General features: G+C 73.0%; 23 protein-coding genes and 1 riboswitch. Of the genes, 12 read left to right on the top strand and 11 right to left on the bottom strand.

What is annotated here, in order from left to right; all coding sequences use genetic code 11:
- Positions 1-76 precede the first annotated feature (76 nt).
- From ACH4MY_RS30655 to ACH4MY_RS30645, 3 genes are read left to right on the top strand one after another with little or no spacing between them, the layout of a single operon-like run.
- Positions 77-1837: a hypothetical protein gene (locus ACH4MY_RS30655; protein ID WP_398006978.1), complete on the top strand. Its 1761-nt coding sequence runs from the start codon at positions 77-79 to the stop codon at positions 1835-1837.
- Entirely contained in the window at positions 1830-2234 is a 405-nt protein-coding gene (locus tag ACH4MY_RS30650) for a hypothetical protein (protein WP_398006977.1), read from the top strand. Before ACH4MY_RS30655 ends, ACH4MY_RS30650 begins: the two co-directional genes overlap by 8 nt.
- 1 nt (position 2235) lies before the next feature.
- Positions 2236-3354, top strand: coding sequence for a hypothetical protein (locus ACH4MY_RS30645; protein WP_398006976.1), 1119 nt, complete (start codon positions 2236-2238; stop codon positions 3352-3354).
- 130 nt (positions 3355-3484) lie between these two features.
- Here ACH4MY_RS30645 and ACH4MY_RS30640 read toward each other — a convergent pair whose 3' ends face one another.
- Both ACH4MY_RS30640 and ACH4MY_RS30635 read right to left on the bottom strand, forming a co-directional pair.
- Positions 3485-4219 carry an isocitrate lyase/phosphoenolpyruvate mutase family protein gene (locus ACH4MY_RS30640; RefSeq protein ID WP_398007112.1) on the bottom strand — a complete coding sequence of 245 codons (735 nt, stop codon included), beginning with the start codon at positions 4217-4219 and terminating at the stop codon, positions 3485-3487.
- An 83-nt stretch (positions 4220-4302) separates the two neighbouring features.
- Complete coding sequence (locus ACH4MY_RS30635; protein ID WP_398006975.1) at positions 4303-4842, bottom strand: carboxymuconolactone decarboxylase family protein; 540 nt, start codon at positions 4840-4842, stop codon at positions 4303-4305.
- 46 nt (positions 4843-4888) lie between these two features.
- Between ACH4MY_RS30635 and ACH4MY_RS30630 the strand changes: the two genes are divergently transcribed.
- Positions 4889-6397 (top strand): PLP-dependent aminotransferase family protein, encoded by a 1509-nt coding sequence (locus tag ACH4MY_RS30630; protein WP_398006974.1) that lies wholly within the window; start codon positions 4889-4891, stop codon positions 6395-6397.
- Positions 6398-6475: 78 nt separating this feature from the next.
- Here ACH4MY_RS30630 and ACH4MY_RS30625 read toward each other — a convergent pair whose 3' ends face one another.
- Positions 6476-7348, bottom strand: a complete 873-nt coding sequence (locus ACH4MY_RS30625; RefSeq protein ID WP_398006973.1) for a hypothetical protein — start codon at positions 7346-7348, stop codon at positions 6476-6478.
- A 146-nt stretch (positions 7349-7494) separates the two neighbouring features.
- On the opposite strand from ACH4MY_RS30625, the gene ACH4MY_RS30620 reads away from it, so the two are divergent.
- On the top strand, positions 7495-7797 hold the full coding sequence (locus ACH4MY_RS30620; protein WP_398007110.1) for a hypothetical protein: 303 nt from the start codon (positions 7495-7497) through the stop codon (positions 7795-7797).
- Positions 7798-7811: 14 nt separating this feature from the next.
- A complete protein-coding gene (locus ACH4MY_RS30615; RefSeq protein WP_398006972.1) occupies positions 7812-8996 on the top strand; it encodes a glutathionylspermidine synthase family protein in 1185 nt (394 codons plus the stop codon).
- A 6-nt stretch (positions 8997-9002) separates the two neighbouring features.
- On the opposite strand, the gene ACH4MY_RS30610 is transcribed toward ACH4MY_RS30615, so the two are convergent.
- Together ACH4MY_RS30610 and rocD are read right to left on the bottom strand one after the other, a co-directional pair.
- Positions 9003-9698 (bottom strand): polysaccharide deacetylase family protein, encoded by a 696-nt coding sequence (locus ACH4MY_RS30610; RefSeq protein ID WP_398006971.1) that lies wholly within the window; start codon positions 9696-9698, stop codon positions 9003-9005.
- Positions 9699-9789: 91 nt separating this feature from the next.
- Positions 9790-10998: an ornithine--oxo-acid transaminase gene (rocD, locus tag ACH4MY_RS30605; RefSeq protein WP_398006970.1), complete on the bottom strand. Its 1209-nt coding sequence runs from the start codon at positions 10996-10998 to the stop codon at positions 9790-9792.
- A 122-nt stretch (positions 10999-11120) separates the two neighbouring features.
- Positions 11121-11211: riboswitch (ZMP/ZTP riboswitch) on the top strand.
- Positions 11212-11284: 73 nt separating this feature from the next.
- Here rocD and glyA point away from each other — a divergent pair.
- On the top strand, positions 11285-12550 hold the full coding sequence (glyA, locus tag ACH4MY_RS30600; RefSeq protein WP_398006969.1) for a serine hydroxymethyltransferase: 1266 nt from the start codon (positions 11285-11287) through the stop codon (positions 12548-12550).
- A 67-nt stretch (positions 12551-12617) separates the two neighbouring features.
- On the opposite strand, the gene ACH4MY_RS30595 is transcribed toward glyA, so the two are convergent.
- Both ACH4MY_RS30595 and ACH4MY_RS30590 read right to left on the bottom strand, forming a co-directional pair.
- Positions 12618-13526 (bottom strand): hypothetical protein, encoded by a 909-nt coding sequence (locus tag ACH4MY_RS30595; protein ID WP_398006968.1) that lies wholly within the window; start codon positions 13524-13526, stop codon positions 12618-12620.
- Complete coding sequence (locus tag ACH4MY_RS30590) at positions 13519-14118, bottom strand: RNA polymerase sigma factor (protein WP_398006967.1); 600 nt, start codon at positions 14116-14118, stop codon at positions 13519-13521. The genes ACH4MY_RS30595 and ACH4MY_RS30590 overlap by 8 nt, the downstream gene beginning before the upstream one ends.
- Before the next feature lie 56 nt (positions 14119-14174).
- Here ACH4MY_RS30590 and trpS point away from each other — a divergent pair, with 56 nt between their 5' ends.
- A complete protein-coding gene (trpS, locus tag ACH4MY_RS30585) occupies positions 14175-15188 on the top strand; it encodes a tryptophan--tRNA ligase (RefSeq protein WP_398006966.1) in 1014 nt (337 codons plus the stop codon).
- A 124-nt stretch (positions 15189-15312) separates the two neighbouring features.
- Entirely contained in the window at positions 15313-15909 is a 597-nt protein-coding gene (locus ACH4MY_RS30580) for a 2'-5' RNA ligase family protein (protein ID WP_398006965.1), read from the top strand.
- Between the two features lie 37 nt (positions 15910-15946).
- On the opposite strand, the gene ACH4MY_RS30575 is transcribed toward ACH4MY_RS30580, so the two are convergent.
- Both ACH4MY_RS30575 and ACH4MY_RS30570 read right to left on the bottom strand, forming a co-directional pair.
- Positions 15947-16702, bottom strand: coding sequence for a decaprenylphospho-beta-D-erythro-pentofuranosid-2-ulose 2-reductase (locus ACH4MY_RS30575; RefSeq protein ID WP_398006964.1), 756 nt, complete (start codon positions 16700-16702; stop codon positions 15947-15949).
- A gap of 60 nt (positions 16703-16762) precedes the next feature.
- On the bottom strand, positions 16763-18139 hold the full coding sequence (locus tag ACH4MY_RS30570) for an FAD-binding protein (protein ID WP_398006963.1): 1377 nt from the start codon (positions 18137-18139) through the stop codon (positions 16763-16765).
- A 227-nt stretch (positions 18140-18366) separates the two neighbouring features.
- Here ACH4MY_RS30570 and ACH4MY_RS30565 point away from each other — a divergent pair, with 227 nt between their 5' ends.
- Positions 18367-19287: a YihY/virulence factor BrkB family protein gene (locus ACH4MY_RS30565; RefSeq protein WP_398006961.1), complete on the top strand. Its 921-nt coding sequence runs from the start codon at positions 18367-18369 to the stop codon at positions 19285-19287.
- On the opposite strand, the gene ACH4MY_RS30560 is transcribed toward ACH4MY_RS30565, so the two are convergent.
- Positions 19199-20479 (bottom strand): D-alanyl-D-alanine carboxypeptidase family protein, encoded by a 1281-nt coding sequence (locus ACH4MY_RS30560; protein ID WP_398006960.1) that lies wholly within the window; start codon positions 20477-20479, stop codon positions 19199-19201. The genes ACH4MY_RS30565 and ACH4MY_RS30560 overlap by 89 nt on opposite strands.
- Positions 20480-20666: 187 nt before the next feature.
- On the opposite strand from ACH4MY_RS30560, the gene ACH4MY_RS30555 reads away from it, so the two are divergent.
- Together ACH4MY_RS30555 and ACH4MY_RS30550 are read left to right on the top strand one after the other, a co-directional pair.
- Positions 20667-21140, top strand: coding sequence for a recombinase family protein (locus tag ACH4MY_RS30555; RefSeq protein WP_398007108.1), 474 nt, complete (start codon positions 20667-20669; stop codon positions 21138-21140).
- A 110-nt stretch (positions 21141-21250) separates the two neighbouring features.
- A complete protein-coding gene (locus tag ACH4MY_RS30550; RefSeq protein ID WP_398007106.1) occupies positions 21251-22459 on the top strand; it encodes a recombinase family protein in 1209 nt (402 codons plus the stop codon).
- A gap of 78 nt (positions 22460-22537) precedes the next feature.
- On the opposite strand, the gene ACH4MY_RS30545 is transcribed toward ACH4MY_RS30550, so the two are convergent.
- Positions 22538-22774 carry an SCO4848 family membrane protein gene (locus ACH4MY_RS30545; RefSeq protein ID WP_398006959.1) on the bottom strand — a complete coding sequence of 79 codons (237 nt, stop codon included), beginning with the start codon at positions 22772-22774 and terminating at the stop codon, positions 22538-22540.
- Between the last annotated feature and the right edge of the window lie 35 nt (positions 22775-22809).

The raw sequence follows: 22809 nt of genomic DNA, 5'->3' as shown, positions 1-22809 counted from the left end.
CCTCCCCTATGCTGTCCCACCGGTTCACGGCCAAGTGAGTCGTAAACGTGGACAGTTACACACCTTCGGGGGAGTTTTGGCGCAGTCGTCCTTACCTCAGCAGCCAGGCCGGCCACCGCACACACCACCGCCCGGCGCCCCGCCGGCCGTCGACCCGCGCCGGCTCCCGGCCTCCAGCGAGGCGACCCGGCTGCTCTGTGCCGGCACGTACCTCGACGACGGGTTCCGCGACGCCGTCATCGACCAGCTGTACGTCCACGAGGAGCGCTTCGCCGCCCCCTCGCTCGGCTACGACGCGAGCCGCGTCCTCGCCCACGCGCTGCGCGCCCGTCGCGTCGAACTCGCCTGGGCCGCCGGCATCCTCGCCCTCTGGATCGTCGCGCTGCCGCTCACCAAGGGCCTGATCGCCCTTCTGATCGTGCCGTTCCTGGTGCTCGGTCTCGCCCGGTGGGTCAGGGGCCGGTCCGCCGCCGCGCCGGTCTACCGCGTCGTCGCCGCCTTCCTGCTCCGCTGGTACGGGCGGCTCATGCTGCTCCAGTCCGTCCTGCTCCTCCTCTTCCTCGCCCTCGGCGACGAGGAGTCCGGCTGGGAGTTCCTCGGCGAGACCGCCGAGGCGGGCCAGTTCGTCGGTCTCGCGGTCGAACTCGCCGCCCAGGAGATCTGGGGCATCGGCGAGCTGGAGGTGTGGATCACGGTCGCCGTACCGTTCCTGGTGGCCTGGGCGGTGGCCACCCAGCGCGGCCAGTTCGCCCGCGCGCTCACCGAGGAGCTGTCCCGGGACCGCTTCCCCGACCAGCGATCCGACCCCGCCGAGCAGACCGAGGGCGCCAGGTCCCGGCGCCTGCGCGAGCTGATCCGTGTCGAACAGCACGCGCGACTCGTCATGTACGGGGCCGACGACCCGTTCTGCGGCGCCGGCGAGCCGTACGAGCCCTGGTCGCTCTCCATCGAGCTGCGCCCCCGCAAGGACCTCGACGGCGGGGCGCCCGAGCCGCTCGACAACAGCGCCATCATGCGGCACATCGTCCCGCTCGTGGAGGCGCTGCGCCTGCCCTCGCCGCACGGCTCGCCGTCGATCCAGGCCGCCGTCCGGGACCGGCTGCGCGAGCTGGAGATCGACGAGGTCGTCTTCCTGCCGGTGGACGGGCTGCCGGCCCGTACCGTCGCCCCGTACAGCCCCGAGGGCTTCGAGACGCACCGCTCGGGCGCCATCGAGGAGGGCGGCGAGACCCGCCGGCACTTCCTCCGCATCCGGGTCGGCGGCTGGGGCGAGGAGATCGTCACCACCGTCTTCGTCCGCGTCCACACCCAGGGCGGCATGCTGATGCTGGAGGTCGCCCCGCACGTCCTCAGGCCGGTGAAGCCGCTCTACCGGTACGCCGACCGGATCGCCCACCGCTACCGGCACAACCACCGCTTCGGCAAGGCGGTCTGGGCCCTCGGCCAGACCCCGCGCTCCGCCGGTCAGGCCCTGGCCACGCTCGGGCGCTCGCTCGGCCACGCCTGGCGGCTGCTCACCGGCGGACACGCCAACGCACTGCCCGAGGGTCCCTGGGCCTCGGTCCGCGAACTCGGCTCCGACGACGAGGCCTCCCTCTTCCAGGAGATGGACGTCAGCCGCTATCTGAAGAGCGTGCAGGACCGGGTCGCGAACGGCGTGACGGTCGCGCTCCGCGAAGCGGGGTACGAGACCGCCGAGTTCGAGCAGAAGATCGTTCATGTCGCCGAGGGCGCCACGTTCATCGAGAACACCAAGGGCAATGTCACCCTCGGCAACCACAACACCGTCACCAGCAAGACCTTCACCACCGCGACGACCGGAGGCAACCGTGGCTGAGACCGGGCACAGCACCGACAACGGCACCGGCGACGGCCGCGCCCGTGGCGGCATCCACGTCACCAACACCGGCGGCAACGTCACCATCGGCGACCACAACACCGTCACCAGCACGGTGAACGGGACCGGGCCCGCCCGCGACCCGCAGCAGGAGGAACTGCTCCTGGCCATCCGCCGGCTCCGCGCCGACCTCGGCGGGGTCGTGCCCACCGAGCAGACGGCCGCCCTCGACACCGAACTCTCCGACGCCGAGGACGAGATCGAGGGCACGGGCCGGGCGGCCGCGGGACGGCTCGCCCGGCTGCGCCGCGCCCTCACGGACGCCGGAGCGGTGACCGGGATCCTCGCCTCGGGCGTGGCCGTCGGGCAGGCCGTCGGCACGCTGCTCGGAGGGTGAGATGAGCGGCTACGGGGGCGGGGCCCGCTGGAACGACGAGACACAGAGCTGGGAGACCGGCACGGCGCCGGCGAGGCCCGTAGGGGGAGCCGCCGCAGCCCCCGTCGTGGGCGGGACGACCGGTCCGGCAGGGGAAGGCGCCGCGGCCGGCCCCGGCGGGGAAGGGCCGACACCCGGTCCCGCCGGGGAAGGGGCGACGTCCGGTCCCGGGACCGATCCCGTCATCAGTCTGACGAAGGGGGGCGGGGGCGGCCCGGTCATACCCCTGCCGCCACCGCCCCCGCCGCAGTACACGCCGGGACCGGCGCCGGAGTACAACCCCGGGTACGCGCCCGCGTACGTGCCGGAGACGGGCGGCTGGCAGTACTCCCCGCCCGGCGCCGCCGCTCCGGCGGCCCGGCCACGCGCGCGTGGCACCGTCGCGGCGGGCGTCGCCGTGGCCGTCCTCGCGGCGGGCTCCGTGGGCGGCTGGCTGCTCTGGGGCCGTGACGCCGACGGGCCGAGCCCGGCGGCGGGCGGCCCCGCGGTCTCCGTCTCGGCCCCGGAGGAGTCCACCGGGGCCACCGGCACCGACGACCCGACGACCGGCTCGCCCTCGGAATCCCCGTCCGGTACATCGCCGGACCCGGCCTCGCCCTCCGGTACGGCCGCCCCCACGGACGGAACGCCCCCGGCCGGCTACGGGGTCGTGGAGGACCTCAAGGGCTTCACGATCGCCGTCCCCGACGGCTGGGACCGCACGGAGACCGACCAGGGCGTCTTCTACAACGCGCCCGACCGCCGGAGCCTGCTCCAGGTCTTCGTCGTCACCGAGGCCGGCCTGACGCCCTACGAGGCCCTGCGGGGGGCCTCCGAGGACGGCCGTGCCAACAAGCCCGGCTACCGGGAGATCAGCCTCGAACGGGTCACCGGCGAACCGGGCGCCCCGGCCGACTCCGCCGAGCTGGTGTACGCGTACACCCGGGACGACGGAAGCCGCCGCAAGGTCGTCGACCGGGCCTTCACGGCCCCGGACGGCAACCACTACGCGATCCTGGTCGCGGGTCCGGAGGCCGACTGGCCAGGGCAGCGGGAATCCCTGCGCGTGGCCCTGGAGTTCTTCCGGCCCGGCGCGTACTGAGGCCCGCGGCGCGGGACTTCGGGTCCCGCGCCGGGGGGTCCCTTACGGGGGCGTCCTCGGGGTGGCGCCCACGGGTTCTGTCCCCGGGGGCCCGGAGGCGCTCGGAGACCCCGTCGGCCCGCGACGACGCTCAGGAGACCCCGCCGCCCCGGAGCCGGAGCTTCGTCGCCAGTGACCACAGGTCGTCCCTCGCGCGCAGGAGCAGCCCGTCGCCGAAGGTGATCCGGGTCGCGCCGAGCCGGCCGAGCGCGGCGAAGGACGGGCCGCCCGGGTCGCCCGGTCCGGCCAGGGCGTTGACCGGGAGCTCGCCGAGGGCGGCGCGCAGGGCCGGGAGGTCGGTGGACGGGGCCGCGATCGGGTAGACGCAGTCCGCGCCCGCCTCCGCGTAGAGCCGGGCGCGGGCGATCGCCGCCTCGACGGGGGCGGGAGCCCGCCGGATGTACACGTCCACGCGGGCGTTGACGAAGAGTCCGGGGCCCGCCGCGGCGCGCACCTCCGCCAGCCACTCGGCCTGCGCCCGGGGGTCCTTGAGCCCCTCGGCCGGGTCACTGTCCTCCAGGTTCACCCCGACGGCGCCCGACTCCCTCACCCGTTCCACCAGTTCGGCCGCGGGGAGCCCGTAGCCGCCCTCCAGGTCGGCCGTGACGGGCACGGACACCGCGCGGGTGACGCGCCTCACCGCGGCGAACATCTCCGCCGCCGGTGTCGCCCCGTCCTCGTACCCGAGAGAGGCGGCGATCCCGGCGCTCGGTGTGGCGAGCGCCGGGAAACCGGCCGCCTCGAAGGCCCGGGCGCTCACCGCGTCCCACGGACCGGGCAGGACGAGCGGATCGCCGGCGGCCCGGCCCAGGTGGAGGGCGCGCAGCGCCTCGGCCGTCGCACCCGCGGGGGCATCGGCCGTCCCGCCCGCGTCCGTCCCGGCCGTCCCGCCCGCGTTCCCGGTCCCGCTCACGCGGAGCGCGGGGTGTAGTGGCCGGGCGTCATCCGGGTGGTGACGCCGATCCGGTTCCACGCGTTGATGACGACGATCGCGCCGATGACCCGGGCGAGCTCGGTCTCGTCGAAGTGCGCGGCGGCGCGGGAGTACACCGCGTCCGGGACGAAGCCGTCGGTGAGGACGGTGACGGACTCGGTGAGCGCGAGGGCGGCCAGCTCCCGCTCGGTGTAGAAGTGCCGGGACTCCTCCCACGCGGAGAGCTGCACGATCCGCTCGACGGTCTCGCCCTCCGCCAGCGCGTCCTTGCTGTGCATGTCGACGCAGAACGCGCAGTGGTTGATCTGTGAGGCCCGGATCTTGATCAGGTGGTACAGGGTCGGGTCGATGTCCTTCGCGGCCGCCGTCTCCAGGCGCAGCATCGCCCGGTAGAACTCGGGGACGCGCTCGGCGAGCGGGAGTCGGGGGGTGTGCTCGTGGGCGTACTCGGTCGTGGCGGCCGGGGCGGAGGGAGCGGCCGCGGTGGGTTCGACGACGTTCGTGTGCGTGGTCATGCCTTCACCGTACGAGCGAGGTGGCTCAGGAGTATGGTCCATTGGCATGGTGAACGAGTGGGCCACTTTCGGGGCCGATCTCCATCTGGAACTCCGTGGTCCGCGGCTGCGGGCCGGCCTCATGGACGCCCTGCGGGAAGCGGTCCGCAGCGGGCGCCTGGAGGCGGGGACCCGACTGCCGTCCTCCCGGTCGCTCGCCGCCGACCTGGGGATGGCCCGTAACACCGTCGCCGACGCCTACGCCGAACTCGTCGCCGAGGGCTGGCTGACGGCCCGGCAGGGATCCGGCACCCGGGTCGCCCGCCGTGCCGAGCCCCGGCCGCCGGTGCGCCCGTCACCGGCCTCCTCGCCGGCGCTCGCCCTGCCCCGGTCCGCCACGCCCGCGCACAACCTGAAGGCCGGCACCCCCGACCTGGCGTCCTTCCCGCGCGCGGAGTGGCTCAAGGCGTACCGACGGGCCCTCGTCGCGGCCCCGAACGAGGCCTTCGGGTACGGGGATCCGCGCGGCCGGATCGAACTGCGCACCGTCCTCGCCGAGTACCTCGCCCGTGCCCGGGGCGTCCACGCCCGGCCCGAGCGGATCGTCGTCTGCACGGGCTTCGTGCACGGCCTGACGCTGATGGGGCAGGTGTTGCGGAGCCGGGGCGTGACGGACGTGGCGGTCGAGTCGTACGGCCTCGACCTTCATAGGGCCCTTCTCGCCGGCGAGGGACTCGGCACACCGGTCCTGCCCTTCGACGAACGCGGCACCCGGGTCGAGGAGTTGTCGGACCCGGGAGATCGCGGGCCGGGGCCGGGGCCGGGACCCGGTGCGGGTGGGGCGGGCGCGGGACCCGGTGCGGACGCGGCCGGCGCGGGGCTCGGCCGGGCCGGGGCCGTTCTGATGACGGCCGCCCATCAGTTCCCGCTGGGCGGCGCGCTGCCCCCGGACCGGCGGGCGGCGGTCGTCGACTGGGCACGCGCCTCGGGCGGCTTCGTCCTGGAGGACGACTACGACGGCGAGTTCCGGTACGACAGGCAACCGGTGGGCGCGCTCCAGGGGCTCGACCCCGAGCGGGTCGTCTACCTCGGCACGGCGAGCAAGTCCCTCGCCCCCGGCCTGCGGCTCGCCTGGATGGTGCTGCCGGAGAGCCTGGTGGGCGAGGTGACGGCGGCGAAGAGGGGTGTGAACTGGGGGCCCGGCGCGCCGGACCAGCTGGCGTTCGCGGAGTTCCTGGGCTCGGGGGCGTACGACCGGCACGTCCGGGCGATGCGGCTGCGCTACCGGCGGCGCCGTGACCAACTGGTGGCGGCGGTGGCCGCGCACTCGCCGGAGACGAGGGTCGGCGGGATCGCCGCCGGGCTCCACGCGGTCCTGGCCCTGCCGCCCGGCACGGAGCAGGACGTCCTGCGGGCCGCCGCCTGGAACGGCCTCGCCGTCCAGGGCCTCGACCAGTTCCGTCGCCCCACGGTGCCGACGACCCTGGACGGCCTCGTCGTCGGCTACGCGACACCTCCGGACAGCGGATGGCAGGGCGCCCTGCAGACCCTGTGCAGGGTGCTGCCCCAGGGGTGACACGCCGATCGGGCCGCGCTCGCGGCGCGAGCGACAGGGCACCCCTTCTGGCGGCCGGGACCGCCGATCGGCCGGGCGCTACGCCGGGCGCCCCGGACCGGTCTCCGTGCCCGTGACCGGGGCCAGCGGCTTCCCGGCGGGGTCGGCCTCCGGCGGCTCGCCGAAGCGGGCCAGGACGAGGGAGCCCGCCACCGCGATCGCGAAGCCGAGGATCGCGAGCCAGCCGTAGCCCTCCCGCGTGCGGTCGCCGAGCCAGACCACCCCGACGATCGCCGGTCCGACCGTCTCGCCGAGCACCGCGCCCGCCGTGGCCGTGGTCACCGAGCCGCGCTGGAGTGCCGAGGTCAGCAGGAGGAACGCGGCGCCGCCGCCCACCAGGAGCGCGTACCAGACCGGGTCGGCGAAATCGATGCCGTCGATCAGCCGGACGGCGACCTCCACCACCCCGAAGCCGAAGCCCGCCCCGAGGCCGAGGACGAGCGCGCGGGGCTTCTCCGGCAGCCGGCCGCCCACGACGCCGAGCAGCAGCACTCCGAGGGAGATCGCGAGCAGCGCCCAGCGCAGCCACTCCGATCCGTCCCGGTGGCCCTCCTTCCCGGCGGCCAGGGCGAGCATCCCGAGCCCGAGGCAGACCACGGCCACGGCCGCCCACTCGACCCGGCGCAGCCGCACGCGCAGCAGCCGGGAGGAGATGACCGCCGTGACCGCCAGGCTCGCGGCGAGGGCCGCGCCCACCACGTAGATGGGCAGGGTCCGCAGGGCGACGATCTGCAGGACGAACCCCGTTCCGTCCAGCCCGAGTCCGAGGAGGTACCGCCACTGGCGCAGTGCCCGCCACATCAGCGCGACGTCGACGCCGCCACCGGTCCCCGGAGTCGCGGCCCGGGCGCCCATCGCCTGGAGAACCGAGGCGGCGCCGAAGCAGACGGACGAAGCGAGCGCACAAATCATCCCTAGAAGCACGAAAAGACTCTAGGCGTTGCGGCTGGAAATCACCGGCCTACACTGTGCGGTCGCGACAGACGTGAACGCGACAAGCGTGAACGGCGGCCGGTGTGACCGCGGAGGTCGCGACCGCGAAGGGGAAGGCGACGGACATGCGGAGGCTGAGGTCGAGCACGGTGGTGCTCGGCGGGATGGGTGTGCTCGCGGCGACGATCACCGCGTGCGGATCCGAGCCGGACAAGCGGTGTGTCGACCCGCTGACCCGGGAGGAACTGCCCCGCTACGAGTGCGAGAGCGGCGGCGGTGGCGGTGACGACGACAACGGCGGCTCGACCACCCGCGGCTCGTACTACTACGGCGGTTCCGTGCGCGACAAGCAGGTGAGCGGCGGCAGCTTCGACATGAAGGCCGTCGACACCGGCGGCTTCGGCTGCTCCGGTTCCGGCGGCGGCTGAGAGGGGCCCGGCAGATGCGACGGCACACGATCGAGCCCCGACCGGGCTGGCAGGAGACGGTGGAGGAGCAGGGGCTCGTCTATCCGCTGACCCGCTACCCGGACGGTTCCCTGCGCCCTTACTGGGACGAGAGCGCCTACTACTCCTTCACCCTGCCCGAGGTCGAGGCCCTGGAGGAGGTCGTCGAGGAGCTGCACGCGATGTGCCTGGCGGCGGCCGCGCACATCGTCGAGCGGGACCGGTTCGCCGAGCTCGGGTTCACCGATCCGAAGCTGGTGTCCCTGGTCGCCGAGTCCTGGCGGCGGCGCGCGGAACTCCCCTCCCTCTACGGGCGGTTCGATCTGCGCTACGACGGCACGGGCCCGGCCAAGATGCTGGAGTACAACGCCGACACCCCGACCTCGCTCGTGGAGGCCGCCAGCCCGCAGTGGTTCTGGATGGAGGAGCGGTTCCCCGGCGCCGACCAGTGGAACTCCCTCCACGAACGGCTCGTCGACGCGTGGAAGAACCAGGCCCACCTGCTGCCCCCGGGTCCCGTCCACTTCGCGCACTCGGACGGCGACGAGCTCGGCGAGGACCTGATGACGGTCGCGTATCTGCGCGAGACCGCCCAGCAGGCCGGGCTGGAGACCGAGGCGCTCTCCGTCGAACGGATCGGCTGGGACCGGCTCTCGCGCCGCTTCGTCGACGACCGGCTCCGGTTCGTCCGCAGCTGCTTCAAGCTCTACCCGTGGGAGTGGCTGACCACCGACCGCTTCGGCGGGCACGTCCTGAGCACCCTCGACAACGGCGGCGGCACCGGCACGACCTGCTGGATCGAGCCCGCCTGGAAGATGCTGCTCTCCAACAAGGCGCTCCTGGCGATCCTGTGGGAGCTGTACCCGGGCCACCCCAATCTGCTGCCCGCCTACCTCGACGGGCCGCGCGAACTCGCCACGACCGGCGGCTGGGTCGCCAAGCCGCTGCTGGGCCGCGAGGGCGCGGGCGTCACCCTGCACGAGGCCGGTACGGAGCCGTTCGTCCGGGACGGGGAGCCCTGCTGCTACCAGGAGCTGGCCCCGCTGCCCGACTTCGACGGCAACCGGGTGGTGCTCGGCGCGTGGGTCGTCGAGAACGAGGCGGCGGGGCTCGGGATACGGGAGTCGGCGGGGCTCGTCACCGACGAGTACGCCCGCTTCCTCCCGCACGTGATCCTGTGACCCGCCCTACTCCGCGACGTACTCCCTGAGCGGCGCGGGCTTCAGGCCCGCCGCCTCGGCCGCGTCCAGGGCCCGCCGCAGGTCCTGCTCCAGCGTCTCGTTGAAGTGCAGCAGGATGATGTCGCCGGCCTTCAGCGTCGGCGTCGGCGGGGTCCACTGGCCCCAGGTGGTGAGGTCGTACGTCCAGGTCACCAGCGCCTTCGCCCCGCAGGCGCGGGCCGTGGTCAGGGTGGTCGCGTCGTACACCCCGTACGGCGGGCGCAGCAGCCGCGGTCCGTCGCCGAACCGGGCGAGGTGCTGGTCGCGCGCCCCGCAGACCTCCGCCCTCTGGCCGGCGGCGTCGAGGGTGGTCAGGTCCGGGTGGTCGACCGTGTGGTTCTCGACGCGGGAACGGCCCTGGTCGAGCAGGGTGCGGAAATAGCCGGAGTCGTACGAGTAGGCGCCGGGCAGCAGGAAGAGCGAGGCGGGCACCCGGCGGTCGAGCAGCAGCTTCGCGGCGGCGGGGTCGTGGAACCAGCCGTCGTCGATGGTGATGAAGACGACGGGGTCGGTGGTCTCGACGTGCGAGACCACCGGGACGGGCTCGGGCCAGGCCGCCTTCGGGGCGGCGTGCGCGGGTCCCGTGACCGCGCCGAGGAGCGCGAGGGGGACGAGGGCGGCGAGCGCGGCACGCACGGCGTGACGCAGACGGAGTCTCGGCATGGCGGCATCATTGGCCTAGACCAACTGCCGTGTCAATGGCCCGAGTTGCCCCGCATCGGCCCGCACCCGCCTCCCTCGCAAGCGGACGAGGTCACTCCTCCGACAGGACCCCCCTCAGCTGCTCCAGACCCCAGTCCAGATCCTCCTTCGAGATGACCAGCGGCGGCGCGATCCGGATCGTCGACCCGTGGGTGTCCTTCACCAGGACCCCCCGCTCCATCAGCTTCTCCGAGATCTCCCGGCCCGTGCCGTGCGACGGCGCGATGTCCACCCCGGCCCACAGACCGCGCCCGCGCACCGCCTCCACCGCCCCGCCGCCCACGAGCAGGCCCAGCTCCGCGTGGAGGTGCTCGCCCAGCTCCGCCGCCCGCTCCTGGTACTCGCCCGTCCGCAGCATCGCGATCACCTCCAGCGCCACCGCACAGGCCAGCGGGTTCCCGCCGAACGTCGACCCGTGCTCACCCGGCCGGAACACCCCCAGCACCGACCGGTCGGCGACCACCGCCGACACCGGCACCACCCCGCCGCCCAGCGCCTTCCCCAGGATGTACACATCGGGCACCACGCCCTCGTGCTCGCACGCGAACGTCCTGCCCGTCCGGCCCAGACCCGACTGGATCTCGTCCGCCATGAACAGCACGTTCCGCCGGAGGGTCAGCTCCCGCACCCCCGCCAGATAGCCGGCCGGCGGGACCAGGACCCCCGCCTCGCCCTGGATCGGCTCCAGCAGCACGGCCACCGTGTTCTCGGTGACCGCCGCCTCCATCGCCGTCAGATCCCCGTACGGCACGATCTCGAACCCCGGCGTGTACGGGCCGTAGTGGTCCCGGGCCTCGTGGTCCGTGGAGAAGCTGACGATCGTCGTCGTCCGGCCGTGGAAGTTGTTCGCCGCGACCACGATCTTCGCGTGCCCGTCCGGCACGCCCTTCACCTCGTACCCCCACTTCCGGGCGGTCTTCACGGCCGTCTCCACGGCCTCCGCGCCGGTGTTCATCGGCAGCACGGCCTCCTTGCCGCACAGCTCCGCGAGCCGGGCGCAGAACTCGGCGAAGCGGTCGTGGTGGAAGGCGCGCGAGGTCAGCGTCACCCGCTCCAGCTGGGCCTTCGCCGCGTCGATCAGACGCCGGTTGCCGTGCCCGAAGTTCAGCGCCGAGTATCCGGCGAGCATGTCGAGATAGCGGCGCCCCTCGACATCGGTCATCCAGGCGCCGTCCGCCGAAGCGACGACGACCGGCAGGGGGTGGTAGTTGTGAGCGCTGTGCGCCTCCGCCGAAGCGATCGCGTCTTGTGTGCTCGACACGGGATCTCCGTTCGTCCTGCGGCTCGGGGGATGACCCCGACGAGGGGGTGTGGCCCCTGTTTCTATCGTCGCTCGGATGCCGGACCGGGAAACCTCGCGCGCGGCGCGCCCGCTACTCTGAAAACACGCACGGCGACTGGCGCACGGGGAAGCGACCCCGGGGGAGCCGTGCGCGGCAGACCACACGAGACGCCGCCCGCCTGGGCGTCACGGGACCGAAGTCCCGCGTGGCGCCGCGCCTCTCACGCCGTGCCCCGGGACCCGCCGACGCCCGGAGGACACCACCATGAGCACCCCGCAGCACTCCGCACTCGCCACCGCCGACCCCGAGCTCGCCGCCCTCGTCGTCGCCGAGGAGCGCCTCCAGGCGGAGACCCTGCGCCTCATCCCCAGCGAGAACTACGTCTCCGCCGCCGTCCTCGAAGCCTCCGGCACCGTCCTCCAGAACAAGTACAGCGAGGGCTACCCCGGCCGCCGCTACTACGAGGGCCAGCAGAACATCGACCAGGTCGAGACCCTCGCCGTCGACCGCGCCAAGGCCGTCTTCGGCGTCGACCACGCCAACGTCCAGCCCTACTCGGGCTCCCCGGCCAACCTCGCCGTCTACCTCGCCTTCGCCGAGCCCGGCGACACCGTCATGGGCATGGCCCTGCCGATGGGCGGCCACCTCACCCACGGCTGGGGCGTCTCCGCCACCGGCAAGTGGTTCCGCGGCGTCCAGTACGGCGTCCGCCACGACACCGGCCTCGTCGACTTCGACGAGGTCCGCGAGCTGGCCCTCAAGGAACGCCCCAAGGTGATCTTCTGCGGCGGCACCGCGCTGCCCCGCACGATCGACTTCGCCGCCTTCGGCGAGATCGCCCGGGAGTCCGGCGCCGTGCTCGTCGCCGACATCGCCCACATCGCCGGCCTCATCGCGGGCGGCGCCCACCCGTCCCCGGTCCCGCACGTGGACGTGATCTCCACGACCACCCACAAGACCCTGCGCGGCCCGCGCGGCGCCATGCTGATGTCCCGCGAGGAGCACGCCAAGGCCCTCGACAAGGCCGTCTTCCCCGGCCTTCAGGGCGGCCCGCACAACCAGACCACCGCCGCCATCGCCGTCGCCCTCCGCGAGGCCTCCCAGCCCTCCTTCCGCGACTACGCCCACGCCGTCGTCGCCAACGCCAAGGCCCTCGCCGAGGCGCTCCTCGCCCGTGGCTTCGACCTGGTCTCCGGCGGCACCGACAACCATCTGATCCTGATGGACCTCACCCCCAAGCAGGTCCCGGGCAAGATCGCCGCGAAGGCCCTCGACCGGGCGGGCATCGTCGTCAACTACAACACCGTCCCCTACGACACCCGGAAGCCCTTCGACCCCTCCGGCATCCGCATCGGCACCCCCTCCCTCACCTCCCGGGGCCTCACCCCGGAGCACATGACGCAGGTCGCCGACTGGATCGACCGCGGCGTCGCGGCGGCCGGCACCGGTGACGAGGAGGCCCTCCTCGCCATCCGCGCCGAGGTCGCCGACCTGATGTCCGCCTTCCCGGCCCCCGGCCTCCCGGTCTGACCCGCCCCGGGCACCCGCCCGGGACGCCGCCCCGGCCGGGACGGCGATGCCTGACCCGCCCCGGCCGTCAGTCCGCCGACCCCGCCGACTGCACCGACTCGGTGGACTCCACCGACTCGGCCGTCCGGCGGGCCTCCCCCAGGTCGGGTATGCCCTCCAGGCGGAAGGTGAGCGTGCCCCCGTTCCTCGTCCAGAGGAGCGTGGGGCCCGCCGTGCGGACCTCATGGGTCCAGGCCGAGCCCGTCCCGTCCGTCATCGGGAAGGTCAGTGGATGCGGGGCCGCGAACCAGTACCCCTGGGCGCCGTCCGGGAGATCGACCCACTCCGGACGGACCCTGACCTGCTTGGCGAAGCCGATGTCCAGCCGGGCCGGGAACTGGTCGAGCCGGACGGTCCGACCCCCGACGCGCCAGCACAGACTGATCACCGCCCGGCCGCGCTCGGCCGAGCCCGTCACCGCGACCGCGTCCGGCGCGCCCAGCGCCCTCGGTATCAGCGGCTCGAAGCCCGCCAGCCGCCCCGCCTCCGCCAGGGGCACCGGCTCCGGGCAGCCCGGCACCGCGCCACCGGCCGGGACACGGCGCCCTTCGGGGTCGTACCGCACGGCCACCCCGCCGAAGTCGAACCAGTCCGCCACCGCCGCCCGCACCGGCGGGGTGAGCACCAGCACGATCAGCACCCCGGTCAGGACCGCCACCAGCGCCCGCCACCGCTCCCGCGCCCGCCCCCGCACCGCCGCCCACCACCGCCACCGGACCCGCCCGGGCGCGGGCCCCGGCACGGACTCGGGCTCCGGACCGCTCACGGGCACCGGACCGGTCACGGACACCGGCCCGGACTCGGGCACCGGCGTCGGCACCCGCTCGGCGAGAAGCTGCGCGAGCACCCGCTCGGCCATCGTCGCGCCGTCCACGTCCGGCACCCGCAGCCGCCGTCCCAGCTCCCTCAGCTCGTCCGGCAGATCCTCGTCAGCCACGCTCCTCACCTCCCTCCGGGCCCTGCTCCAGCACGAGTCCCAGCTTCCTCAGCGCCCTGCTCAGCCGGGACTTCACCGTCCCCTTCGGCCAGCCGAGGGCCTGGGCCGTCTCCGTCTCGTCCAGCTCCAGCAGATACCGGTGGATCTCCACCTGCCGGTGGTCCTCGGTCAGCCCGTCGAGCGCGTCGAGAAGCCGTCGGCTCCGCTCCCGCTCCTCGGCCGCGACCGCCGGGTCCGCCGACTCCGGTATCCGCGGCTCGCCCCCGAGCAGGTCCGCCTCCCGGTCGGCGACGGCCCGCTGCCGACCCGCCGACCGCACTGTGTTCCTGGTCTCATTGACGACGATCCGCAACAGCCACGGCCGGAAGGCCGAGCCCTCCTTGAACCGTCCCAGCGCGCGGTACGCCTTGAAGAACGCCTGCTGCACCACGTCCTCGGCCTCCGCGCCCGCACCCCACGCCACCGCGGCTCTCAGCGCGACCGCCGTGTGCGCGCGGACCAGCTCCGCGTACGCCTCCGGCTCCCCGGCGCGCACCCGTGCGATCACCACGGCCTCGTCGGCGTCGACCAGGCCCCCCTCCCGCGTCCTCACACTCTTGATACACCGGCAGTCCGGGATCGGTTCCCACACCTGAGAGAATGATGTGCATGGCCTCTGATCGTCCTCGCGCGCTCTCCGGAATCCAGCCCACCGCAGGCTCGTTCCACCTCGGCAACTACCTCGGTGCGGTCCGTCAGTACGTCGCACTCCAGGAGTCCCACGACGCCTTCTACATGGTCGTGGACCTGCACGCCATCACGGTGCCGCAGGACCCCGCCGAGCTGCGCGCCAACACCAGGCTCGCCGCCGCCCAGCTGCTCGCCGCCGGTCTCGACCCCGAGCGCTGCACCCTGTTCGTCCAGAGCCACGTCCCCGAGCACGCCCAGCTCGGCTGGGTCATGAACTGCCTCACCGGTTTCGGCGAGGCCTCCCGCATGACCCAGTTCAAGGACAAGTCCGCGAAGCAGGGCGCCGACCGCGCCACCGTCGGCCTCTTCACGTACCCGATCCTCCAGGTCGCGGACATCCTGCTCTACCAGGCCAACGAGGTCCCGGTCGGCGAGGACCAGCGCCAGCACATCGAGCTGACCCGCGACCTCGCGGAGCGCTTCAACGGCCGCTTCGGCGACACCTTCACGATCCCCAAGCCGTACATCGTCAAGGAGACCGGGAAGATCTACGACCTCCAGGACCCGGCGATCAAGATGAGCAAGTCGGCGTCGACGCCGAAGGGCCTCATCAACCTCCTGGACGACCCGAAGGTCACCGCGAAGAAGGTCAAGAGCGCGGTCACCGACACCGACACGGTGATCCGTTTCGACCCGGAGAACAAGGCCGGCGTCTCCAACCTGCTCGTGATCATGTCCACGCTCACCGGCACCTCCGTCGAGGACCTGGTGAAGAGCTACGAGGGCAAGATGTACGGCGCGCTGAAGACGGATCTCGCCGAGGTCATGGTGGACTTCGTCACGCCGTTCCGGGCCCGCACCCAGGAATACCTGGACGACCCCGAGACGCTGGACTCGGTCCTGGCCAAGGGAGCGGAGAAGGCTCGCGCGGTCGCCGCGGAGACGCTGGCGCAGACGTACGAGCGCATGGGCCTCCTGCCCGCCAAGCACTGAGCGGTCGCCGATCAGGCACCGTGGGGACAGGGAGTCCAAGGACCCTGGCCCAAAGGGTGGTGCAGGCCGCACACTGGCGGCTGCACCACCCGACACAAGTCCACCGACGACGGAGGAGAACGACGTGGGGACCGTAACGCTCGGCGTTTCGATCGCGGTCCCGGAGCCCTACGGCAGCCTGCTCCAGGAGCGGCGCGCCGGCTTCGGGGACCCGGCCGCACACGGCATCCCCACGCACGTCACGCTCGTCCCGCCGACCGAGGTCGCCGAGGAGCGGCTGCCGGAGATCGAGGCGCACCTCGCCGGTGTCGCCGCCGACTACCAGCCGTTCCCGGTGCGGCTGAAGGGCACCGGGACCTTCCGGCCGCTCTCGCCGGTCGTCTTCGTGAAGCTGGACGAGGGCGTGCCCCTCTGCAACCGGCTCCAGCACCAGATCCGGGACGAGGCCGGCCCGCTCGCGCGCGAGCTGCAGTTCCCGTACCACCCGCACGTCACCGTGGCGCACGCCATCTCCGAGGAGGGGATGGACCGGGCGTACGAGGAGCTCGCCGGGTACGAGGCGGCCTGGACCTGCCGTTCCTTCGCGCTGTACGAGCAGGGCGCTGACGGCGTGTGGCGGAAGCTGTACGACTACGAGTTCGGCAGCGGCCGCCCGGTCTCCGCGGTTCCGGCGCAGGGCGGCAGCCCGGTCGACACCCCGACGGCCACCACCACCGGCTGACCCGGACCCCGGGCACGCCCGCCCCCGGGCGCCGCGTTCACACCGGCAGGCGCCGGAACAGCGGCCTCGGCACGTGCCGCACCGCCGCCATCACCATGCGCAGCGCCCCCGGCACCCACACCGTCTCCGAGCGGCGCCGCAGCCCCAGCTCGATCGCGCCCGCGACCGCCTCCGGCGTGGTCGCGAGCGGCGCCTCCGCGAGCCCCGCCGTCATCTTCGAGCGTACGAACCCGGGCCGTACGACCATCACGTGCACCCCGGTGCCGTGCAGCGCGTCCCCGAGGCCCTGGGCGAAGGCGTCCAGCCCCGCCTTCGACGAGCCGTAGATGAAGTCGGCCCGGCGGGCCCGCTCGCCCGCCACCGAGGAGAGCACCACCAGCGAGCCGTGCCCCTGCGCCTGGAGCGCGCCCGCGCACACCAGCCCGGCCGAGACCGCGCCCGTGTAGTTGGTCTGCGCGACCCGGACGGCGGCGACCGGGTCGGACTCGTCCCGCGCCTGGTCGCCGAGGACCCCGAAGGCGAGGAGCACCATGTCGATGTCCCCCTCGGTGAAGATCTTGCCGAGCCGCTCCTCGTGCGACTCGGTGTCGAGCGCGTCGAAGGGCACGGTCCGCACCTCCGCGCCGAACGCGCGCAGCGAGTCGGCGGCGGCGGTGAGCGCGGGGGAGGGGCGCCCGGCCAGCCAGACGGTACGGGTGCGGCGGGCGATCAGCCGGCGGGCGGTGGCCAGCCCGATCTCGGAGGTGCCGCCGAGGACGAGCAGGGACTGCGGGGCACCGAAGGCGTCCTTCAACGTGAACTCCTGGAGATCGAGGCGGGCGGGAGGGCGAGCCCGGCCAGCGGCCGGGACGGGCTAGAGAGCGAGGCGCCGGGAGAGGTCCGAGGTGAAGACCGACCGGGGGTCGAGCGTGGCGCGCAGCTCCCGGAACCCGTCGAGCCGCGGGTACATCGCGGCCGCCGTCTCCGGCCGCACCCGGGAGTCCTGCGCGAGGCAGACCCGGCCGCCCGCGCCCGCGACCTCCTCGTCGAGCCGGTCGAGGAAGGCGCCGAGCCCGGGGAGGCCGGTGGGCAGGTCGAGGGAGAGGCCCCAGCCGGGCAGCGGGAAGGAGAGCCGTCCCGGGCCGGCCGCGCCGAACCGTTCGAGGACGGCGTGGAGGGAGGGGCAGCCGCGGTCCGCGAGCCGCCGCACCACCGTCCGCAGGGTCTCCTCCTGCCCGTGGGGGACGACGATCCGGTACGGGACGAAGCCCTCGCGTCCGTAGATCCGGTTCCAGTGCGGGACGGCGTCGAGGGGGTGGAAGAAGGCGGTGAGCGGCTGGAGCCTGCCGGTGCCGTGCCGGGGGGCCGTGCGGTGGCGGAGCTCGTTGAGGAGTCCGACGGCGGCGCGGCCGACCAGCCCGTTCGGAAGGTACGGCGGCGGGGCGGGCAGCCGCCCCGGACGGAACGCGAGCGGCGCCCGGCGCGCCCGGTGCCGGGCGGGCAGTGCCTCGTACGGGGCGTGGTCGGCGGACGTGAGGACGGCGCGGCCGGTCGCGGCGCCCCGGGCGAGCAGATCGACGCGGGCGAACGCGTAGCGGTGACGGCGGTCGACGGCGGTGAGCCGGGCCAGCAGCTCGTCGAGATCGCGGACGCGCTCGGTGTCCACGGACATGAGGGAGGTCTCGACGGGCAGCAGCCGCAGGGTGGCCGAGAGGATCACGCCGGTCAGGCCCATGCCGCCGGCGGTCGCGTCGAAGAGCGGCGTGCCGGGCAGCACGGTCCTGATCCCGCCGTCCGCGGTGAGGAGTTCGAGCGCGGTCACATGCCGGCCGAAGGAGCCGGAGACCGGATGGTTCGTGCCGTGGACGTCGGCCGCGATCGCGCCGCCGACCGTGACGTACCGGCTTCCGGGGGTGACGGGCACGAACCAGCCGAGGGGCAGCAGCGCCTCCATCAGCCGGTGCAGGCTGACGCCGGCCTCGCAGACGACGCGTCCCGCGGTGGCGTCGACGGCCAGGATCCGGTCGAGGCCGGTCATGTCGAGGACGGTGCCGCCGGCGTTCTGCGCGGAGTCCCCGGAAGAGCGGCCGAGACCTCGGGCGATCGCCCCGCGGGCCCCGGCCGCGCGGACGGCGTCGGCGGCCTCGGCGTGCCCGCGGGGCCGGTGCACGCGCGCGAGGCTCGGGGCGGTGCGCCCCCAACCGGTGATCGCTTCGCAGTCGTCGTCCAGGACGAGGGTCTCGACAGCCATGGAGGTGACCGTATAGCCGCCTCTGGGGCTTATGCCGGTATTGCATGGCGGTTCGTCGAAATGGGTGATTAAAGGAGTGTCGGGAAAGCGTCCTCGACGAGGTGCTCCCGTGGACCGCCGGTCGCGATGCGGGGGATGTCGCTCGCGGGCCCACGGGCCCCGGCGGGAGATTCTCGTATCGCGGCCGCATCAGGGGCACTGCACGGATCGAGGGGTAGGCGTACGACATGGACTGGCTGACCAAGCTCCCCGTCATCGGCCCATGGGTCGTGAGACTCATGCGGACCCACGCGTGGCGCTCGTACGAGACCCTCGACGAGGCCCACTGGACCCGGCTCGCCGCCGCGATCACCTTCGTCTCGTTCCTCGCGCTCTTCCCGCTGATCACCGTCGCCGCGGCGGTGGGGGCCGCGCTCCTCAGCAAGGACCAGCTCGACCGGATCGAGGAGAAGATCAGCGACCAGGTGCCCGGCATCTCCGACCAGCTCAACATCAGCGGGCTCGTCGACAACGCCGGCACCGTCGGACTCGTCGCCGGCGCGCTCCTTCTCCTCACCGGCATCAGCTGGGTCGGCGCCATGCGGGACTGCCTGCGCGCGGTGTGGGGGCTCGACGACATCGAGGGCAACCCGATCCTGCTCAAGGGCAAGGACGCGCTCATCCTCATCGGCCTCGGCGGCGTCGCCCTCGCCTCGCTCGCCGCGTCCTGGCTCGGCTCCACCGCCGTGGGCTGGAGCGCCGACCGGATCGGGATCTCCGGCGACGGGGCGGGCGGCTACCTCCTCCAGACGGCCGCCGTCCTGGTCGCGGTGGTCGCCGACTTCCTGATCCTGCTGTACGTCCTGACGCTGCTGCCGGGGGTGCAGCCGCCCCGCCGCCGGCTCGTCGTGGCCGCGCTGCTGGGCGCGGTCGGCTTCGAGCTGCTCAAGCTGCTGCTCGGCGGCTATATGAGGGGCGTCGCGGCGAAGTCGATGTACGGGGCGTTCGGCGTCCCGGTCGCCCTGCTGCTCTGGATCAACTTCACCGCGAAGCTGCTGCTGTACTGCGCCGCGTGGACGGCTACGGGTTCACGTCGGAATCCGTCTCCGGAGTCTGCTGCGGGCGACGCCGACGGCCCGCCGTCGCAGCGAGCGGCCAGCGACGGTTGACCAGGAAGACGGCACCGGCCAGGAGCACGAGCACACCGCCCGCCACGGCGAGCGCGATCCCGACGCCGCCGGAGCCCTGCTCCTCCGCGGCCGTGGGGACGGAACCCTCCGGGGCGTTCTTCCCGGGGGCCGGGGCCGAGCCGTCGTCCGGGGCGGAGGTGGACGTACGGGCGGAGCGCGGCGGCACCAGTTCGCCGACGGGGGTCACCTTCCCGTACGCGGCGAAGCCCCAGTCGAGGAGCCGGGCGGTCTCGCGGTAGACCGCGTGCTGCTCCTTGGAGGAGGGGTTCATCACGGTCACGAGCAGGACCCGGCCGTTCCGCTCGGCGACTCCCGTGAAGGTGGCACCCGCGTGCGTGGTGTTGCCGTTCTTGACGCCCGCGATGCCCTGGTACGGGGCGACGCCGAGGTCGCCCGTGAGCAGTCGGTTGGTGTTCTGGATCTCGAAGGTCTCACGCTTCTTGCCCGGCTTCTGCTCGCCGGGGAAGGCGGCGCGGGGCGTGGCGGCGTACTCGCGGAAGTCCGGCTTCTGCATGCCGTTGCGGGCGATGAGTGTCAGGTCGTACGCGGAGGAGACCTGGCCGGGGGCGTCGTAGCCGTCCGGGGAGACCACGTGGGTGTCGAGCGCCTGGAGCTCGGCCGCGTGGTCGTTCATGTCGTTCACGGTCTGCCGGAGGCCGTTGTTCATGCTGGTCAGGACATGCACGGCGTCGTTGCCGGAGCGGAGGAAGACGCCGAGCCACAGGTCGTGGACGCTGTAGGTCTGCTTCTCCTTGATGCCGACGAGGCTGGAGCCCTCCCCTATCCCGGCCATGTCCGCGTTGGTGACCAGGTGGTTCTGCGTCTTGGGGAACTTCGGCAGCAGGGTGTCCGCGAAGAGCATCTTGAGGGTGGAGGCCGGGGCGAGCGGCCAGTGCGCGTTGTGCGCGGCGAGGATCTGGCCGTTCTCGGCGTCCGCGACGATCCAGGAGCGGCCGGACAGCTCCTTCGGCAGCACGGGGGCGCCGGGCCCCAGCTTCACCTGCGTACCGGGGCTGCCAAGCAGCGGTCCGCCGACCAGGGACATCGTGGCGGGAGGCTTGGGCTGCTTGTCCTTCTCGTCCTTCGTGTCCGCATGGGCGGGCACGGCGACGACGAGGGGCAGGAGTACAGCAGCGGCGACCGCCCAAGCGGTCTTCTTCGAAGCAGACACGGTCGTGAACGTACAGGTACGGAAGAAGGATCCGAACCCCGGCTGGCGGTTCACCGAGCCTCCTCCACCCGGAAGTGGGGCCCCCGGGGCGGACGGTGATACGGGGGTCATAAAGCTCAGCCGCCGGGTCTCCTGGTTCCTGCTCGCGTTCGGGGTGTGCAGCTGGTTCATGTGGATCACTTTCTATATGGAGCTGATCAGCGGGGCTTCAACGACAGAAAGAGCAGGTGAGAGACCTTGTCCCCCCTTCGTTTCGGCCGTGGGAGCCGAGCAGATGGACACGGTTCGAGTGGCCGTGTACGCCCGGCAGTCCAAGGCCCGCCCGGACTCGTCCGAGGCGTCGCCTGAGGCGCAGACGGCGGCCGGTGAGGCGCTGGCGGCGAGCCGGGGGTGGGAGGTCGTTCACGCCTTCAAAGACGTCGGAAGGTCCGGTTGGGATCCAAACGCCGTCCGCCCGGCTTTCGAAGACCTCATGTCCGCCGTGCGCGCGGGCGAGGTCGACGCGGTGGTGGTCAACGAGCTGTCCCGACTGACCCGCAAGGGCGCACACGACGCGCGGAGATCGACAAGGAGTTCAAGGAGTACGGCGTCCGCTTCGTCTCCGTACTCGAACCGTTCCTCGACACGTCGAATCCGATCGGCGTCGCGATCTTCGCGCTGATCGCGGCCCTCGCGAAGCAGGACAGCGACATCAAGGCGGAGCGCCTGCGCGGAGCCAAGGGCGAGATCAGCGCGGTCGGCGGCCAGCACTCCAGCTCCGCCCCGTACGGCATGCGGGCCGTCCGCGAGAAGATCGGCAACCTTGTCGTGTCCGTCCTTGAGCCGGACGGAGACAACCCGGAGCATGTCGAGATCGTCGAGCGCATGGTGGAGATGTCGGTCGCCGGGATCGCCGACAACAAGATCGCGGCGACACTGGCGTCAGAAGGAGTACCGGCGCCCGGGGAGGCCGAACGGCGAGCCACCGAGAGGCGGATGCAGTCCATCAAGAAGCGGCGTGTGTCGGACGAGGACAGCGCCATCCGGTGGCGTGCACAGACAGTGCGCTGGATCCTCTCCCACCCGGCCGTCGGAGGCTTTGCCAGCGAACGAGTGAAGCGGGGCGAGGCACACGTGAACGTGATTGCCCGGGACGAGGGCGGGGCGCCCCTGACCCCTCACCGGGGCGTTGTCGCGGGGGCCAGGTGGCTGGAGCTCCAGGAGAAGCGCAGCAAGCGGACGAAGACCAACAGGCAGCCCGGCGGAGAGGCCGCACCCACCCTCCTGAGTGGATGGCGCTTCGCGACCTGCGGGATCTGCACGGGTTCTCTCGGCCGGAGCAGGAGCAACGGCGGCCAGGACTCCTCCATGTGCGCCAACCCCAAGGGGCACGGCGGACTGAGCATCAAGCGCAAGGACGCCGACGAGCATGTGGCCCGCTGCGTCTGGGCGCGACTGACCGGCGCGGACCCGGATGACGACGAGGACAGGGAGTGGCTCGCGCAGGCGGCACTTCGGTTCGCGCTCCAGCGTGATCTGTCCGGAGTCCAGGAGGAGCGGCGTGAGACGGAAGCCCACCTCGAGCACGTCCGCGACTCCATCGCCGAACTCCAGGCCGACCGCAGGTCGGGGCTCTACCGAGGGCGCGACGAGTTGGCCACGTGGCGCGCGACGATGGAGCAGTACCGGAGCTTCGAGGGCCGGTACTCGGCCACGTTGGAAGACCTGAACGAGCAGACCGCCGCAGCGATCCGGGTTCCGGCGGAGTGGCGCGAACCGGGGGAGGACCCGCTGGGTCCTGGTTCCCCGTGGGCGGCGTGGGACGTCATCAAGCGCCGCGAGTTCCTCGACCTCTTCCTTGAGGGTGTCTCCGTCGGCCCCGGCCGGGACCCGGAGACCCGGAAGTGCATCGTCGTCGAGGACCGGGTGACGCTCGACTGGCGTCGCCTTGAGCCGGATGAGGACCACGAGGACGACGAAGAGGTGCCGGCTGCCCTCTGACGCCTTCCCGCAGCCCCGGCAGTCGGGGCCGGCGGCGAGCGGCGAGCAACGATGCTGCGAGGGCTTCGCGCCCGGGCCCTACCTCTTGCCCGCGCGGACGCCCCGGAAGCCGATCACGCCGACGGCCGTCCCCAGGATGAACGACGTGACCGCGAGTGCGAGGTGGACCCAGAAGTACGCAGTCGGGTTTCCGGCGTCGTCGAAGGCGAGACCGCTCCCGTCCTTCCAGAGATTCTTTGCGAAGGTCACCCAGATCACCCAGGACCAGGCGCCGAACACGAGCAGGAACCAGGAGACGCGGCGGCTGAGCTTCATGCGGGAGTCCTTCGGGTGGGCGGGTCGTTCCCTGC

The organism is Streptomyces sp. NPDC017246 (genome assembly GCF_044331325.1).
Taxonomy (GTDB): domain Bacteria; phylum Actinomycetota; class Actinomycetes; order Streptomycetales; family Streptomycetaceae; genus Streptomyces.
Note: the sequence above shows the minus strand (reverse complement) of the source record. Positions and strands in the feature narration are given on the sequence as shown.

Excerpts from the sequence above, each read along its gene's own strand:
- ACH4MY_RS30645 (WP_398006976.1), top strand. The coding sequence starts at position 2,236 with ATGAGCGGCTACGGGGGCGGGGCCCGCTGGAACGACGAGACACAGAGC.
- ACH4MY_RS30635 (WP_398006975.1), bottom strand. The coding sequence starts at position 4,842 with ATGACCACGCACACGAACGTCGTCGAACCCACCGCGGCCGCTCCCTCC.
- ACH4MY_RS30630 (WP_398006974.1), top strand. The coding sequence starts at position 4,889 with ATGGTGAACGAGTGGGCCACTTTCGGGGCCGATCTCCATCTGGAACTC.
- ACH4MY_RS30625 (WP_398006973.1), bottom strand. The coding sequence starts at position 7,348 with ATGATTTGTGCGCTCGCTTCGTCCGTCTGCTTCGGCGCCGCCTCGGTT.
- ACH4MY_RS30620 (WP_398007110.1), top strand. The coding sequence starts at position 7,495 with ATGCGGAGGCTGAGGTCGAGCACGGTGGTGCTCGGCGGGATGGGTGTG.
- ACH4MY_RS30615 (WP_398006972.1), top strand. The coding sequence starts at position 7,812 with ATGCGACGGCACACGATCGAGCCCCGACCGGGCTGGCAGGAGACGGTG.
- ACH4MY_RS30610 (WP_398006971.1), bottom strand. The coding sequence starts at position 9,698 with ATGCCGAGACTCCGTCTGCGTCACGCCGTGCGTGCCGCGCTCGCCGCC.
- glyA (WP_398006969.1), top strand. The coding sequence starts at position 11,285 with ATGAGCACCCCGCAGCACTCCGCACTCGCCACCGCCGACCCCGAGCTC.
- trpS (WP_398006966.1), top strand. The coding sequence starts at position 14,175 with ATGGCCTCTGATCGTCCTCGCGCGCTCTCCGGAATCCAGCCCACCGCA.
- ACH4MY_RS30570 (WP_398006963.1), bottom strand. The coding sequence starts at position 18,139 with ATGGCTGTCGAGACCCTCGTCCTGGACGACGACTGCGAAGCGATCACC.
- ACH4MY_RS30565 (WP_398006961.1), top strand. The coding sequence starts at position 18,367 with ATGGACTGGCTGACCAAGCTCCCCGTCATCGGCCCATGGGTCGTGAGA.
- ACH4MY_RS30555 (WP_398007108.1), top strand. The coding sequence starts at position 20,667 with ATGGAGCTGATCAGCGGGGCTTCAACGACAGAAAGAGCAGGTGAGAGA.
- ACH4MY_RS30550 (WP_398007106.1), top strand. The coding sequence starts at position 21,251 with ATGCGGGCCGTCCGCGAGAAGATCGGCAACCTTGTCGTGTCCGTCCTT.
- ACH4MY_RS30545 (WP_398006959.1), bottom strand. The coding sequence starts at position 22,774 with ATGAAGCTCAGCCGCCGCGTCTCCTGGTTCCTGCTCGTGTTCGGCGCC.